The organism is Paenarthrobacter sp. JL.01a, assembly GCF_025452095.1.
Lineage (GTDB): Bacteria > Actinomycetota > Actinomycetes > Actinomycetales > Micrococcaceae > Arthrobacter.
This window is the reverse complement of sequence record NZ_CP104877.1, coordinates 3143626-3158123: the sequence shown is the minus strand read 5'-3', so window position 1 is coordinate 3158123 and position 14498 is coordinate 3143626. Positions and strand designations below refer to the sequence as shown.

The window sequence follows — 14498 nt, the reverse complement described above, 5'->3', positions numbered from 1 at the left end:
ATGCTGATCATTGGACCTCCCGGTTCGGGCAAGGGTACACAGGCTGAGCGGATTTCCGAGCGCCTCGGCGTAGTCGCCATCTCCACGGGCGACATCTTCCGTGCCAACGTAAAGGGCGAAACCCCTTTGGGCATTGAAGCAAAGAAGTACATGGATGCCGGCGACTTCGTTCCGGACAGCGTCACGAACAACATGGTTCGCGACCGCCTGAGCCAGAGCGACGTCGAGAACGGCTTTCTCCTGGACGGTTACCCGCGCACCACCGCGCAGGTTGACTACCTCGACCAGATCCTCGCTGAGGGTGAGCAGGAGCTCGACGTCGTGCTCCAGCTGACCGCTGACGACGAAGAACTGGTCGCACGGCTCCTTGGCCGCGCCAAGGAAACGGGCCGCTCGGACGACAACGAGACCGTGATCCGTCACCGTCTCGACCTCTACCACGAGCAGACCGAAGCCGTTGTGGCCAAGTATGCCGAACGTGGCATCCTCACCCAGGTGGATGGGATCGGCGGTATCGATGAAGTTACCGACCGCGTGCTCACGGCCATCGAGTCTGCCAAGGCTGTCTAGGCTTTTCCACATAGCCGGGCGACCGGAGCTTCAGTAAAGGGTGTGTCCCGTACCATAAGGTGCGGGACACACCCTTTTCTTTTGACGCGGCACATTCTTGGGGGAAGCGCATGCAGAGAGCTCTGTCAGGACACAGCCGCATTTCGGGGCTTGAGGTCTACCTGCCACCGACGCGCCTGGACACTGCCGCCGTCGAACGCCGCATTGCCGAGTCCAGTCCCGGGTTCCGGGTCCCTAAAGGCCTCATCAGCAGGGTCACCGGCATCCAGTCCAGGAATGTCATGGCCGATACAGAGCAGGCCTCGGACCTGGCCGCCAACGCTGCTGCCAAGGTCCTGGCGGAATGCGGGCTCCAGGCTCCGGATGTTGACCTGCTCATTTTCGCCTCCGCCAGCCAGGACATGGTTGAGCCTGCGACGGGGCATATGGTGGCCGCAAAGTTGGGACTGTCCTGCCCTGTCATGGACGTCAAGAATGCCTGCAACAGCTTCCTGAACGGCATGGAGGTTGCAGATGCCCTGATTGGCAGCGGACGTTATGCCCGGATCCTGGTCGCCACGGGCGAGTCGCCGTCGCGGGCCGTGCGGTGGTCGGTTCCGGATTTCCCGACGTTCGCCTCCAGCTTTCCCGGCTACACCATGAGCGACGGCGGCGCTGCAGTGTTGCTGGAGCCGGCGGTAGAGCCTGGGGAAGCTGCCGGCGATGCAGCAGGGATCATCGCTACGGCTTTCACTGCCAGAAGCAGCCACTGGTCCGTGGGGACCCTGGCAGCGGGTGGGTCGGCGTTTCCCCGTGATCCGGAGGCCAGCTATTTCGCCATGGACGGTGAAAAGCTCAAGGACGCGTTCCTCGACCTTGGCTCGGAGCTGCTTGATGAGACTCTTGAGGCCTTGGGGCTTGCATGGACTGACTTTGCCGTGGTCTGCGTCCACCAGGTCAGTGCACCGTACCGGCAGATCTTCGCAGACGGTGCCGGCGTACCGCCCGGGTTGCTGGTGCATTCTGTGGAGGAATTCGGCAACCTGGCATCGGTCAGCCTTCCCCTGCAGTTGAAGCTTGCCCTCGACAGTGGCCGCGCGGGTCCGGGCGACCTCGTGGCGTTGGTAGGCCTGGGCGGCGGCGTGAGCCTGGGAATGGCGGTGGTGCGGCTGTGAGCACGTTGGAGCCGGACACGGGGCTGACAAGCACAGGTCCTGCACGCGAACTGTGCATCGCCATGCCGATGCTTAATGAAGAGAAGCTTGTGCGGCAATCGCTGGAATCCCTGGCTGCACAGTCGTTCCGGGACTTCACTGTGGTGGTAGTGGACAACGGATCTACGGACAGCAGTTGTGGCATCGTGGCTGCCTTTGCCGCGGAGCATCCGGACATGGACATCAGGTTGCTGCACGATGCCGAAAAGGGCACGGGCGCGGCAGCTGATACCGGCATGCGTTTTGGCGTCGAGCACGGGGCACGGTGGTTGGCGCGTACAGATACCGATTGCCTGGCTGCTCCCAACTGGACGGCGCGGATCATGGCCGCGTTCGATGACGGGCTGGAGCTGGTGGCCGGCCAACTGATTCCCCGCGAAGACGAGGGAATCACGCGCCGCGAACGTCTCATGATGTTGCTCGCTGTTGAGGTGGCTTCCTTCTTCGGCAAGGTCCGACCCGGCAACAAAGGGGAGGGGTACCTTGGCCCTTACCAGATGCTTCCGGGGTGCAATATGGCCATCACAGCGGAGATGTACCACCGCTCGGGTGGTTTTCCAAGGACCAGGATCGAGGACCTCCACGAGGACCGGGCGTTGTCCAACCGGGTGCGGAAGCTGACGCGGAGGTACGCGTTGCGACGCGACGTAGTGGTGTTCGGATCCTCCCGCCGGGTCAAGGCGTGGGGACTGAAGAACACGCTGGCCTGGTATGCGGACCATAGGTACCGTCCCGAACACGTGGACATCCGGTGATGGGCGGAGCCGGACCTCAGCGCGCGCGCAACACAGCGGAACGGTGGGAGCGCCGCGTTCACCTCGGAGCGCACCCGGTGTTGTATCCGGTGATCCGTGGGTTGGGCGGAATGCGTCCCGTGCTGAGGCTTCCAGGGTTGGGAGTGCTGGTCAGCGAGGCCGGGCTGGTCCGCGAAGTGTTGATGAACCAGGAACTCTTCGTGAAGAACGGCCCCTCGGGTTCGGGAGCGCTGTGGACTCCCGTGGTGGGCCCGAAAGCGCTGCTCAACATGGACGGCGAGGAGCACAGGCTCCTGCGCCGTCGTCTGGCAGAGATCTTCACTCCCCGTTCCGTTGCGGGCATTGTGGAACCGGCGGCCCTTGCGTTGGAGGCACGCGTCCGCGGCGGATTGGACACACCGGGCCGGGTGGATCTGGTGGACTGCGTGAAGGAACTGGCCGGTGGTGTCATCTCCCGTTTGCTGGGGATCCCTGCGGATGCCCCGGGCAGGCTGGCCGACAGGGAGCTCTTCGACCTCGGTTCCTCCATCTCCTCCCTTGTCCGCCTGGGCCGGCCGTCGCTTACGGCGGGCCAGGTGGCCAAGGGAAAGGCCGCCGTCGAGGTTTTGGCCGGTCCTGTGCGGGTGGCCTACAGGGAAGGCGACCCGGGAACCTTCCCCGGCAGGCTGCATGGACTTGGTATGTCGGAGGATGAGGCGATGGGCATCATCAGCGCGTTCGTGATGGTTGGCACCGAGACGTTGGTGTCGTTCGTGCCGAGATTGGTGGCGCTGATAGCCGATTGTGGACAGCTCGGCGAACTGTCCCGGGACCGCTCCGCCGTTCCCGCAGCGGTCAACGAGTCGCTGCGCTTCACGGTTCCCTCGCCCATGATGCTCCGGGACACTATTGGCGACGGGATGATTGGCGACACAAAGGTGGCCGCAGGAGACCGGATCCTGCTCTCCACGATCCATGCCGCCAAAAGCATTGGGGACTTCGATCCCTCCCGGCCGACTCCCCAGGAGGCACGCCAGCTGTGGTTTGGTGCCGGTCCGCATTTCTGCATCGGAATGCCGCTCGCCATGGCCGAGATCAATTCGACCCTGGAGCTGCTGCTTGATCTGTACGGTCAGCGGCCGTGGAGGATTGCTGCGCGCCAGGTGAGCAGGGGAGTGCTGATACCTGGTTACCGGAGGTTGGAGTTGGCCCATGCCTGAGGAAGTGCCTGCCCGCTCAATCCCCACTGCGGACTTGATCAGCGCCGTGTATGCCGCCGCTGAACGCGTCCCCGAGCGTCCCGCCATCACGGCACCAGGAAAGAGGCCGCCGCGCTGGACCCGGCAAAGGAACGACGGCGTACGGCCAGGTCGTACCATCACGTACCGCGGGTTGGTGGCTGGCATCGAGGCAACCGCCCGGCGGCTGCAGGATGACGGATTCGGCTCAGGGGAGCGAATGCTCTTTTCCGTCCGCCCCAGCCCGGAAGCCTTCATTCTGGCCCTGGGCGTGGTGCGGGCCGGTGGTTCCGTCGTCTTTATCGACCCCGGAATCGGGCCTGCTCTCTTTCGGGACCGTGCGGAGCTTGCCGCGCCGCGCTGGGCTGCCTCCGAGTCCCTCCTGTATGCCCTCAGTGCCAAGGGCCCGCTCCGCCCGATCGCACGCAGACGGGGGCTCCTCCTCCCCGACTACGGAGCGATGGACGTCCGGCACTACTACTCCGGGCCATGGTTGCCGGGCGTGCCCCGCGGTGCTTCGCCTGTCAAGGCACTAGCGGCCCCTGCGCACCGGGACGTGAGGACCGGTGACGCTGAGGTGACCGAACAGGAAGCGGTCATCATCTTCACCTCGGGCACCACCGGCTCACCCAAAGGCGTGGTCCACACCCGGGGTTCGCTCGCGGCGGGTTTCGAACAGTTGTCCACCCGGTGCACCTTCGGGGAGGGTGACCGCATCCACTCCGAGCAGCTCATGATGGGCCTGCCGGCCTTGATCGCCGGTGCTCACTGGACCATGCCCGGTTACGGCTTCTCTGCGCACATCGATCCGCTGAGGCTGGCAGCAGAGTTGGGTCCTGCGTCCGGTCACGGCACAGCTTACGACGCCGCCACGCACCTCTTCCTGGTTCCCTCACAGCTGGCGCCCATCCTGGACGCCGTCGAAGAGGGCTCCGTGCAGCTTCCCGGAACGCTGCAGACAATAATGCTCGGGGCCGCGCCAATTCTTGCGCCATTCCTGGAAAGGGCGGTCAAGCTCCTGCCGGATGTGGAGTTCAAACTGATCTACGGAATGACAGAGGTATTGCCCATCGCCATCGCAGACGGGCGGGAGAAGCTGGCCTTCGCCTCCGGGACCGAGGCGGAGTTCAGGGCTCCCGACGGCAGTGGAGAAGGCGACTTCCTCGGCGAGCCGCTGCCCGCCGTCGGAATCCGGGTAGCCGCAGACCACGAGCTGTTCGCCAGCGGTCCGAACATGTGCCACGGCTACCTCGGCCAGGACCGCATGGTGGAACACGCCACCGGCGACCTCGTGCGGCTGGACCATGGCGGAACGGGGGCGCCCCGCTTGGTCATGATCGGACGCAAGAAGGACATGATCATCAGGGGCAAGACCAACATTTATCCGGCGTTGTACGAGCCATTGGTCGCGGCGCTACGCGGTGTGCGGCAGGCCGTGATGGTGGGTGTTCCGGACAGCATCGGCGACGAGGCCGTTTGGCTGGCCGTCGTCGGCGGTCCTGATGAGCCCGCCCATGCCCTCAAGGCCCGCTTGGGCAGGGAACTTCCCAAGATCATCGACGAGTCAGCGCTGCCGGACCACATCGAAGTCCTTGATGCTCTTCCTGCCTCGGGAAGGCACCGCAAACCTGACCGGGTGGCGTTGCGGGAGATGTTCGCTGCCCGCCACGTCCCAAGGGCGGAAACGTGAGAATCGCAGTCACCGGTGCAACGGGGTTCATCGGTGGAGCGGTGGCCAGTGGTGCCGAAGCCCGTGGATGGGAGGTGGTGCGCTATGCCCGCCGACCGGGGGAGGGATTGCGCTATTGGGATTTGGCCGGGCTGCCGCCCGCCCGGCATCCGGTCGTGGATGCGGTGGTCCACGCCGGCGCCCACGTAGCTGATTGGGGAGACGCGGCACTCTTTCACCGGACAAACGTGTTGGGAACCAGGGCAGTTGCGGAGGCCTTCGCCGACACACGACTGGTACACATCTCAAGTTCCAGCGTCTATCCCTGGTGGCAACCATGCATGGACCGCGCCGAGGACGAGGTGGCTTCACGGCACCTGAATGCCTACGGCCGCAGCAAGGCGCTCGCCGATGTGGAAGCGAGGAGGCACTCCAACGCGGTCGCCCTGCGCCCGCATGCTGTATACGGTCCGGGGGATCGAACGCTCCTTCCCCGCCTGGTTGGCAACATCACCGCCGGACGGCTGATCAGCGTGGGAAACCCTCGGGTGAAACACCAGCTGACGCATGTGGACAACCTCGTCCGTGCTGTTCTCGCCGCTTGCCAGTCCACTGTCCAGGGCGCCGTTAATGTCGGAGATGCCGAACCCGTGGAACTGGGGAACGTCCTGCGGCAGGTCCTGGACGTCTCAGGCCATTCCGGTGTCCCCATCGCCTACCTTCCCGAGCTTGCGGCGATGGCGCTCGCAGCGGTTTCGGAGTCAGTTTCCCGGGTCAGCGGCCGCGCTCCGAAGGTCACCCGCTACGCAGTCAGCCAAGTGGGGAAACAGCGAACCTATCGCTTGGACCGGCTGCGCCACGAGCTGGGAATCGAGCCAATTTCGACCACGGTCTCCGATGCGGGAAAATGGTTGGAGCACGGGGCCTGATCGGTCCCAACCGCAAACCTTCCAGAGGAGAACATGGCGTTCGGTCAGCCCCGCATTGAATACAAGAGCAACGAGCAGATGCGCACCATGCACCAGGCCGGGCTTGTCCTGAGCAGGGCACTGGATGCTGCCGTTGCCGCTGCCAAGCCCGGAGTCACCACCAAGGACCTGGACGACGTCTTTGCCGCCGTGCTCAACGACGCCGGTGCCAAGTCCAACTTCCTCGGGTACCACGGCTTCCCGGCCACGATCTGCACCTCCGTGAACGAGGAAGTGGTCCACGGCATCCCCGGCGGGCGCGTTCTCCAGGACGGCGACATCATCTCCATCGACGGTGGCTGCATCGTTGATGGCTGGCACTCCGACTCGGCACGGACGGTCATCGTGGGCACCGCGGACCCTGAAGACCAGCGCCTCTCGGACGTCACCGAAGCAGCCATGTGGCGTGGTATCGCGGCGCTGGCCAAGGGTAAGTTCGTAGGCGACATCGGGAACGCAATCGATGACTACGTCTCGTCTGTCCCCGGCAAGCCCCTTGGCATCCTGGAGGACTACGTCGGCCATGGCATCGGTTCCGAGATGCACATGGCACCGGATGTCCTGAACTACAGGACCAGCCACCGTGGTCCCAAGATCCGTCCCGGGCTTTGCCTTGCCATCGAGCCCATGCTGGTTCGCGGTGACATCGAAACCGCCACGCTGGACGACGACTGGACCGTCGTCACCACAGACGGCAAGCGTTCCTGCCAGTGGGAGCATTCGGTAGCTGTCCACGAAAAGGGCATCTGGGTACTGTCCGCCCCCGATGGAGGCGCCGCACAATTGGCGCCCCTCGGCGTCGTTCCTGTCCCGATCCCGTAGCACCTGAATAAGAAGAGCGCGGCTACTGCAGTAGCCGCGCTCTTGCTTTGTCCCACAGGGTCAGGACTTCAGCTTCGGCTTGACGTCCTTGGTGTAGATGCCTTCAAGCGTCTTCTTCAGCTCATTCATGGTGGCCTGTACGTCGCCCTGCTGGGTGAGGATTTTGGCTGCCGACTTGGCCATTTCCTGGTCCGCGCCCGGTAGGAACACGCGTGCGTTGTCCTGGACCTTGGTGGCTGCGAGCTGGTCCATGGCTGTCTTGATCTGCGGCGTCGCCGCGAGGACAGCGGACATGTCAGCCGAGACCCGGGTGGGCATATAGCCGGTAGCGGCGGAGAATGCAGCAGTGTTCTCCGGCTCGGTCATGAACTTGAGGAATGTCGCAGCGGCCAGCTGCTCTTCCTTGGTGATGCCGCTGGGGATGCCCAGACCGGCACCGCCGGTGGGGCAGACGCCGCTGGGGGCCTCGGGACCGCCGGGCAGGAATCCGACGCCGACATTGAACTTCGCTGCCTTCAGGACGCCCAGGAGTGAGCCGGTCGAGGAAATGGTGGAGGACGTGATGCCGGCGGCGAAGTCGTCAGCTGCTTCCTTGGAGGAAACACCTGCCCAGCCATCCTTGTAGATGGAGTCCTGGGCCCATTGAAGCGCTGCCACCGATTCCTTGGAGTCGCAGGTAATGTCCCAGCCCTTGGACCAGCCGCCGCCCCAGCCCCACAGGTTGTTTTGCAGCGTCCACCCGGCGTAGCCGGCGAGGGCAGGGTAGATGTAGGCGTACTGGGCCCCTGAGGTGGCCTTGAGCTTCGGGGCCCACTCCGCGAACTCCTGCCACGTGGCCGGTGCGCGGTCGGGGAGGCCCGCTGCCTTGAAGTGATCCTTGTTGTAGTAGAACAACGGGGTGGAACGGCCGTACGGCAGTGCCCACTGCTTGTCGTCGTACTTGTAGTCGTCCACCAGTGATTTCTGGAAGTCGTCGATCTTGATGTCGAGCTGCTTGACCAGGCTATCGAGGGGGATGATGCTGCCGTTGGAGAAGTAGCGGAACCACCAGACGTCGGAAAGGACCACCAGGGCCGGCAAGCCGGTCTTGGCCGCCTGGGAAGTCTGGAACTTCTGGGCGATTTCCTCGTAGTTGGCCCCGGCGGTGACCAGGTTGACCTTGATGTCCGGGAACTTGGCGTGGAACTTATCGATAATGGCCTTCTCCACGTCCTGCGACTTGCCGGGGTGGTTGGTCCAGAAGTCGATGGAGGCTGCCGGCTTTACGCCGCTGAAGTCGATGGTTCCGGTGTCGACGGCGTCTGCCGTACCCGCCGTCGACGGTCCGCCGCAAGCGGCGAGGGCCGCAGCTCCGGCTCCGAGGCCCGCCAGACCCAGGAAATGGCGGCGGTCAAGGGTGGTGCTCATGGTGCTTCCTCTCAATAACTGACGTTGATGCGAATAATGCGGTGGAGAATCAACCGGTGACACTGCCTTGGGTCAGCCCGGCAACGATGTAGCGCTGGAGTGCGGCGAATACCAGCAGGATGGGGACGATCACCAGTACCGCTCCGGCCATGAGGATTCCCCAGCCCGCGCCGTTGCCTTCGGAGTTCTGGAGCAAGGTCAGGCCAACGGGCAGCGTCATTGTTTCGGGCCGGTCGGTGATGATCAGGGGCCAGATGTAGTCGTTCCATTCACTGACCACGGTCACCAGTGCCACCGTGGCGATGGACGGTACGGACACAGGGACGATGATCTGCCACAGCCTGCGCCAATGGCCTGCCCCATCAATCTCCGCGGCCTCAAGGATCGACGGCGGCAAGGTCAGGAAGTGCTGGCGCAGGAGGAAGGTTCCGAACGCGGTGCCAAGCCCCGGCAGGATGATGCCCCACAGGGTGTTCTTGCCGCCCATACCGGCGATCAGGATGTAATTGGGCAGGATCGAGACCTGCGCCGGGACCATGAGGGCCACCAGGATCAACATGAAGATGACGTTCTTGAACGGAAAACGCACGAATACCAGGGCGTAGGCGGTGAGGATTGCCAGGACCACCTTGATGGACGATCCCACCACGGTGACGATCAGGCTGTTGGCGAAGAACTGTGCGAACGGGACCGTGGTCATGGCTGTCACGTAGTTCTGCAGGTTCAGCGTCTCCGGGAGGATCTTCAGATCCATGGTGACGATCTCGCCGGGCTGCTTGAAGGAGCTCAGGAGCATCCACAACAAGGGCAGGAACACCACCAGGGTGGCGATGATCAGCGGGACATACCCCGTTGCCACTGTCTGGAGGAGATTGGACCTGGACAGGGGACGTTCGGGAGGAGCGGCTTGTTCGGTTTCTTCACGAACCAGGACCGGTGCCGGGGCGCTCATGAGTAGTGGACCTTTCGCTCTACGAACCGCAGTTGGAGGACGGTGATGATCAGCAGGATGGCGAAGAGGATCACCGAAATCGCGGCCGAGTAGCCGGCCCTGTTGTACGCACCGAAGGCTTGAAGGTAGGCCTCGTAGATCAGGGTGCTGGTGCCGTTGCCCAGCGGTGTCATGATGCGGATGAGGTCGAAGGCCTGCAAGGAGCTGAGCATGGTGGTGATCAGAAGGAAGAACGTGGTGGGGGACAGCAGCGGCAGTGAGATGTAGAAGAAACGCCGGACACTGTTGGCCCCGTCCAATGCGGCAGCCTCCATCACATCGCGGGGAAGGGACTGCAGCCCCGCCAGGAAGACCACGGCGCAGTAGCCCAGGTTCTTCCACACGTAGACGATGATCACCATCACCAGTGAGAGTTGGGGGTCGTTGATCCACTGCGGGCTCTGTTGGCCCAGGCCCCGGAGAATCCAGGCGAGGACTCCGTACCCGGGATCGAAGATGAACAACCACACCAAGCCGACGCCGACGCCTGACAACACATAGGGCGCGAACACCGCAGAGCGGGCGAAAGTGGTGCCCCGGACTTTTGAGTTCAAGGCCAAGGCGACCAGCAAGCCCAGGATCATGGAGCCGCCTACCGTCAGCACAGTAAAGGTTGCCGTGGTTCCCAGGACCTTGGGAGCATCCTCGCTGGTGAAGAACGTGACGTAGTTCTGCATCCCCACCACCGTGGCCTTGGCTGACCCAAGGGTCCAGTCCAGCGTGGAGTAGTAGATGTTGTTGATCAGGGGCCAATAGGTGAAGGTTCCGATCAACAGCAGGTTTGGCAAGGCCATGGCCAGGAACACCACGAAATCCTTGCGGCTCCGGCCGGACCAGCGCGGCCGTGCCTGAACGGGCGCGGCGCTGCTCATGTTTATCAAAGGGGCAGTCATGTAGTACTCACGGTTTCGGCGAATGCGGGGGCGCCTGCTCCCTCACAGGGGCGGCGAAGACAGGCCTAGCTCACCACATTGGCCATGGCCTCCAGCGCCAAAAGTGTCCTCCGTAGCGAGAGTTGTCTTACACTTCCGGGATCGTTCACCGGGCGTTACCCGCGCATTCGTATTTGAGGTTCGGCTCCCGTTTTGTTACGGACAGCCGATGGTGCCGGGGTGGAGAATGGAGCCATGAAGTCGATCACCGATGTTGAGGGCATCCGGATTGGGCATGTGCAGAAGAACGACGACGGGTGGCTCAGTGGCGTGACCGTCGTCCTTCCGCCTGTGGGAACCGTTGGATCGGTTGACGTGCGCGGCGGAGGCCCGGGAACGCATGAGACGGACGCCCTCGACCCCACCACCCTGGTCTCGACGGTGGACGCGGTGGTGCTGACCGGCGGGAGTGCCTTCGGTCTGGTGTCGGCCCATGGCGCCCAACGATGGTGCGAAGAACAAGGGCGGGGATTCGCCGTCCCCGGCACCGTGGTTCCGATTGTTCCGGCCGCTGCCATCTTCGACCTCGGCCGCGGTGGCGACGCGCACGCCCGACCCGACCAGGAGATGGGTTACCAGGCAGCTGCCGCGGCCTTCGCCTCAGGTGACCATGCCGCCGTCGAACGCGGAAACGTTGGTGCCGGTACCGGTGCCGTCGTTGCCCGCGGACAGTACAAGGGTGGTGTCGGAACGTCGTCAATCGAACTCGAGGGTGGCGTCGTCGTTGGAGCCATCGCCGTGGTCAACGCGTTGGGTTCGCCGGTGGGACTGGCGCCCCGCAGCGCGCGTCTAAGCGAGGAACGACCGAGCGTGCAGAGGGCGGCAGGTCCAGCGGCACTGAACACGACGCTCGTGGTGATCGCTACGAATGCGGTTTTGGATGTGGCTGAGTGCAAGAGGACTGCTTCGTCCGGGCATGCGGGCTTGGCGCGGGCGCTTGATCCGTCCCACACTTTGGCGGACGGCGACACCGTTTTCGCCCTGGCGACTGGCGCCGTCGCCCTTGACCGAAGCAGCGAACAGGCGCGGCAGGTATCGCTGATTACCCTGCAAAGCGCGGCGGCCGAAGCGGTCCGCTTGGCCATCCTGGACGGTGTGGAGGCGGCCGAAAGCATAACGACGGCGGTGGGCAGCTTCCCTGCCTTTCGACCTGCGGGGGAGTGACGACCGGGGATACGTGCGCTACCATGGTCGGATTTAACTTTCCAGCCTGAGTGGCGTAGAGTTATTTGTTGGTTGTCTGTGCAGCCGCGCCCTTTTTGGTGTCGCGGTTCCAAGGCGGTCAAGCAAACAAAAAACGTCCGTTGGATCTTCGGTGCCTCATCGAAGGACGGCGGCAAACAACAGTTAGCGGAGGATATGGCCAAGAAGGACGGGGTCATTGAGATCGAGGGCGTTGTGACTGAGGCTCTGCCCAATGCGATGTTTCGTGTTGAGCTCACCAACAAGCACATCGTTCTCGCACACATCTCTGGGAAGATGCGTCAGCACTACATCAGGATTCTCCCAGAGGACCGGGTAGTGGTGGAGCTGAGCCCATACGACCTCACACGTGGTCGTATCGTCTACCGCTACAAGTAAATTGCTGGGCGGCAGGCAATAGTGCCCAAGCCGCTCCAGCAGATCAACTGCAAAACACGCAAAGGAACGCCATGAAGGTCAAGCCGAGCGTCAAGCAGATCTGCGACAAGTGCAAAGTGATCCGCCGTAACGGCCGGGTCATGGTGATCTGCGAGAACCCGCGCCACAAGCAGCGCCAGGGCTAATTCCCTTCCGGGAATCAGCGCCCGCAAGGGCAAACCTGGGTTGCTAGCCCACGCAAGTAAATAAAGGCAGCACAAGCTGTGCCAGGACTGCTTCACAGAGCCTGGTCAGCGAACCCCCGGTCGGAGGCTGGGGCCGCATGGATAGTGCGGGTGTACTGCCTACGACCTCCGGTTTATTCAAGGAGTACCGCCACTATGGCTCGTCTCGCTGGCGTAGACATTCCCCGCGAAAAGCGGTTGGAAATTGCGCTTACTTACATCTACGGCGTGGGCAAGACCCGTGCACACGAAACCCTGGCTGCCACCGGCATCAGCGCTGACGTTCGCGTCAAGGACCTGACTGACGCCGAACTGGTTCAGCTGCGTGACTACATTGAAGGCAACTACAAGGTTGAGGGTGACCTTCGCCGCGAGGTAGCCGCTGACATCCGCCGCAAGGTTGAGATCGGCAGCTACGAAGGCCTGCGCCACCGCAAGGGCCTGCCCGTACGCGGACAGCGTACGAAGACCAACGCTCGTACCCGCAAGGGCCCGAAGCGCACCGTCGCCGGCAAGAAGAAGGCCGGACGTTAATCCCTCGGGATTGACCTGGTTTTCCCCCGATAACTTTCTGTAGGAGAAACAATGCCCCCGAAGACTCGTGGAGCGGTTCGTAAGCCGCGTCGCAAGGATAAGAAGAATATTGCGCTTGGACAGGCGCACATCAAGAGCACCTTTAACAACACCATCGTGTCCATCACGGACCCGACTGGCGCTGTGATCTCCTGGGCTTCCGCCGGTGAGGTTGGCTTCAAGGGCTCCCGTAAGTCCACCCCGTTCGCTGCCCAGATGGCTGCCGAAGCTGCTGCAAAGCGCGCTCAGGAGCACGGTCTGCGCAAGGTTGACGTTTTCGTCAAGGGACCAGGTTCGGGACGCGAAACCGCAATCCGTTCGCTTCAGGCTGCTGGCCTCGAGGTTGGCTCCATCCAGGACGTCACCCCCAGCGCCCACAACGGTTGCCGCCCGCCGAAGCGCCGCCGCGTCTAATTAGGTTCACCCTGCCTGACTGGCCGGGCCTGCTGTGGATGGTTTGACCGTCCACAAGCATGGCCCGGCTGGTCAGGCTGGAAACCGAAGCCGATTTCCACCACCTGTGTTGCGTCATATAGCGGATGCTCGCCGAAAGGAAACCTAAGTGCTCATTGCACAGCGCCCCACCCTGTCTGAAGAAGTTGTATCCGAGAACCGCTCCCGTTTCATCATTGAACCGCTGGAGCCGGGCTTCGGTTACACCCTCGGAAACTCCCTCCGCCGTACCCTGCTCTCCTCCATCCCCGGTGCTGCTGTAACCAGCATCCGGATCGATGGCGTGCTGCACGAGTTCACCACGGTTCCGGGTGTCAAGGAAGATGTCACCGAGATCATCCTGAACATCAAGAACCTTTCGGTTTCCTCCGAGCACGACGAGCCGGTTGTTGCTTACCTGCGCAAGCAGGGCCCCGGAGTCGTCACCGCCGCGGACATCGCTCCGCCGGCCGGCGTCGAATTCCACAACCCGGATCTGCACATTGCCACTCTGAACTCGAAGGGCAAGTTCGAACTCGAACTGACCATCGAGCGCGGCCGTGGCTACGTTTCGGCAGCTCAGAACAAGTCCGGCGACTCCGAGATCGGCCGTATCCCGGTCGACTCGATCTACTCGCCGGTCATGAAGGTAACTTTCCGCGTGGAAGCTACCCGTGTTGAGCAGCGCACCGACTTCGACAAGCTCATTGTCGACGTCGAGACCAAGCAGGCAATCGCTCCGCGCGATGCTGTTGCTTCCGCAGGCACCACCCTGGTGGAACTGTTCGGTCTGGCCCGTGAGCTGAACACCGCAGCTGAAGGTATCGAGATTGGCCCGTCGCCGACGGACGCTGCCCTGGCAGCGGACATGGCTCTGCCGATCGAGGATCTGGACCTCACGGTCCGTTCCTACAACTGCCTCAAGCGTGAGGGCATCCACACCGTGGGTGAACTCGTTGCCCGCTCCGAGGCTGACCTGATGGACATCCGTAACTTCGGTGCGAAGTCCATCGACGAGGTCAAGGCAAAGCTCGTCGAACTGGGTCTGTCCCTCAAGGACTCCCCTCCCGGTTTCGATCTCGCAGCCCGCGCCGCAGCCATCGAAGAGGACGACGCCGCGTTCAGCGACGACGAGCTCTAAACAGCAGATCTTGGCCGCCAGGT

16 protein-coding genes are annotated in these 14498 nt (G+C 63.1%); 13 read left to right on the top strand and 3 right to left on the bottom strand.

Annotation, left to right across the window (positions count from 1 at the left end; all coding sequences use genetic code 11):
* The 7 genes from N5P29_RS14820 (at position 1) to map (ending at position 7194) form a co-directional block, all read left to right on the top strand.
* On the top strand, positions 1-570 hold the full coding sequence (locus tag N5P29_RS14820; RefSeq protein WP_174754477.1) for an adenylate kinase: 570 nt from the start codon (positions 1-3) through the stop codon (positions 568-570).
* Positions 571-680: 110 nt separating this feature from the next.
* A complete protein-coding gene (locus N5P29_RS14815; RefSeq protein ID WP_262275611.1) occupies positions 681-1724 on the top strand; it encodes a 3-oxoacyl-ACP synthase III family protein in 1044 nt (347 codons plus the stop codon).
* Positions 1721-2518, top strand: coding sequence for a glycosyltransferase family 2 protein (locus N5P29_RS14810; RefSeq protein ID WP_262275610.1), 798 nt, complete (start codon positions 1721-1723; stop codon positions 2516-2518). Before N5P29_RS14815 ends, N5P29_RS14810 begins: the two co-directional genes overlap by 4 nt.
* Positions 2519-2628: 110 nt before the next feature.
* Positions 2629-3717: a cytochrome P450 gene (locus N5P29_RS14805; RefSeq protein WP_262275609.1), complete on the top strand. Its 1089-nt coding sequence runs from the start codon at positions 2629-2631 to the stop codon at positions 3715-3717.
* Positions 3710-5425 (top strand): class I adenylate-forming enzyme family protein, encoded by a 1716-nt coding sequence (locus N5P29_RS14800; RefSeq protein WP_262275608.1) that lies wholly within the window; start codon positions 3710-3712, stop codon positions 5423-5425. The genes N5P29_RS14805 and N5P29_RS14800 overlap by 8 nt, the downstream gene beginning before the upstream one ends.
* The gene (locus N5P29_RS14795; protein ID WP_262275607.1) at positions 5422-6333 is read left to right on the top strand and encodes an NAD-dependent epimerase/dehydratase family protein; all 912 of its coding nucleotides are present in this window, start codon (positions 5422-5424) and stop codon (positions 6331-6333) included. Before N5P29_RS14800 ends, N5P29_RS14795 begins: the two co-directional genes overlap by 4 nt.
* A 33-nt stretch (positions 6334-6366) precedes the next feature.
* Complete coding sequence (map, locus tag N5P29_RS14790; protein ID WP_262275606.1) at positions 6367-7194, top strand: type I methionyl aminopeptidase; 828 nt, start codon at positions 6367-6369, stop codon at positions 7192-7194.
* A 60-nt stretch (positions 7195-7254) separates the two neighbouring features.
* Here map and N5P29_RS14785 read toward each other — a convergent pair whose 3' ends face one another.
* Genes N5P29_RS14785 through N5P29_RS14775 form a run of 3 tightly spaced genes read right to left on the bottom strand, consistent with a single transcriptional unit; the run spans position 7255 to position 10464 of the window.
* Positions 7255-8601 carry an ABC transporter substrate-binding protein gene (locus N5P29_RS14785; RefSeq protein WP_262275605.1) on the bottom strand — a complete coding sequence of 449 codons (1347 nt, stop codon included), beginning with the start codon at positions 8599-8601 and terminating at the stop codon, positions 7255-7257.
* Between the two features lie 49 nt (positions 8602-8650).
* Positions 8651-9553 carry a carbohydrate ABC transporter permease gene (locus tag N5P29_RS14780; protein ID WP_262275604.1) on the bottom strand — a complete coding sequence of 301 codons (903 nt, stop codon included), beginning with the start codon at positions 9551-9553 and terminating at the stop codon, positions 8651-8653.
* Complete coding sequence (locus N5P29_RS14775; RefSeq protein ID WP_262275603.1) at positions 9550-10464, bottom strand: carbohydrate ABC transporter permease; 915 nt, start codon at positions 10462-10464, stop codon at positions 9550-9552. The genes N5P29_RS14780 and N5P29_RS14775 overlap by 4 nt, the downstream gene beginning before the upstream one ends.
* Before the next feature lie 255 nt (positions 10465-10719).
* Here N5P29_RS14775 and N5P29_RS14770 point away from each other — a divergent pair, with 255 nt between their 5' ends.
* The 6 genes from N5P29_RS14770 (at position 10720) to N5P29_RS14745 (ending at position 14475) form a co-directional block, all read left to right on the top strand.
* Positions 10720-11688, top strand: coding sequence for a P1 family peptidase (locus tag N5P29_RS14770; RefSeq protein ID WP_262275602.1), 969 nt, complete (start codon positions 10720-10722; stop codon positions 11686-11688).
* Between the two features lie 195 nt (positions 11689-11883).
* On the top strand, positions 11884-12105 hold the full coding sequence (gene infA, locus N5P29_RS14765; RefSeq protein WP_009358723.1) for a translation initiation factor IF-1: 222 nt from the start codon (positions 11884-11886) through the stop codon (positions 12103-12105).
* Between the two features lie 71 nt (positions 12106-12176).
* Positions 12177-12290, top strand: coding sequence for a 50S ribosomal protein L36 (gene rpmJ, locus N5P29_RS14760; RefSeq protein WP_011775570.1), 114 nt, complete (start codon positions 12177-12179; stop codon positions 12288-12290).
* A gap of 195 nt (positions 12291-12485) precedes the next feature.
* Positions 12486-12863, top strand: coding sequence for a 30S ribosomal protein S13 (gene rpsM / locus N5P29_RS14755; RefSeq protein ID WP_011775569.1), 378 nt, complete (start codon positions 12486-12488; stop codon positions 12861-12863).
* A 51-nt stretch (positions 12864-12914) separates the two neighbouring features.
* Complete coding sequence (gene rpsK, locus N5P29_RS14750) at positions 12915-13316, top strand: 30S ribosomal protein S11 (protein WP_021472435.1); 402 nt, start codon at positions 12915-12917, stop codon at positions 13314-13316.
* 148 nt (positions 13317-13464) lie between these two features.
* The gene (locus N5P29_RS14745; protein ID WP_011775567.1) at positions 13465-14475 is read left to right on the top strand and encodes a DNA-directed RNA polymerase subunit alpha; all 1011 of its coding nucleotides are present in this window, start codon (positions 13465-13467) and stop codon (positions 14473-14475) included.
* The last annotated feature ends 23 nt before the right edge of the window (positions 14476-14498 follow it).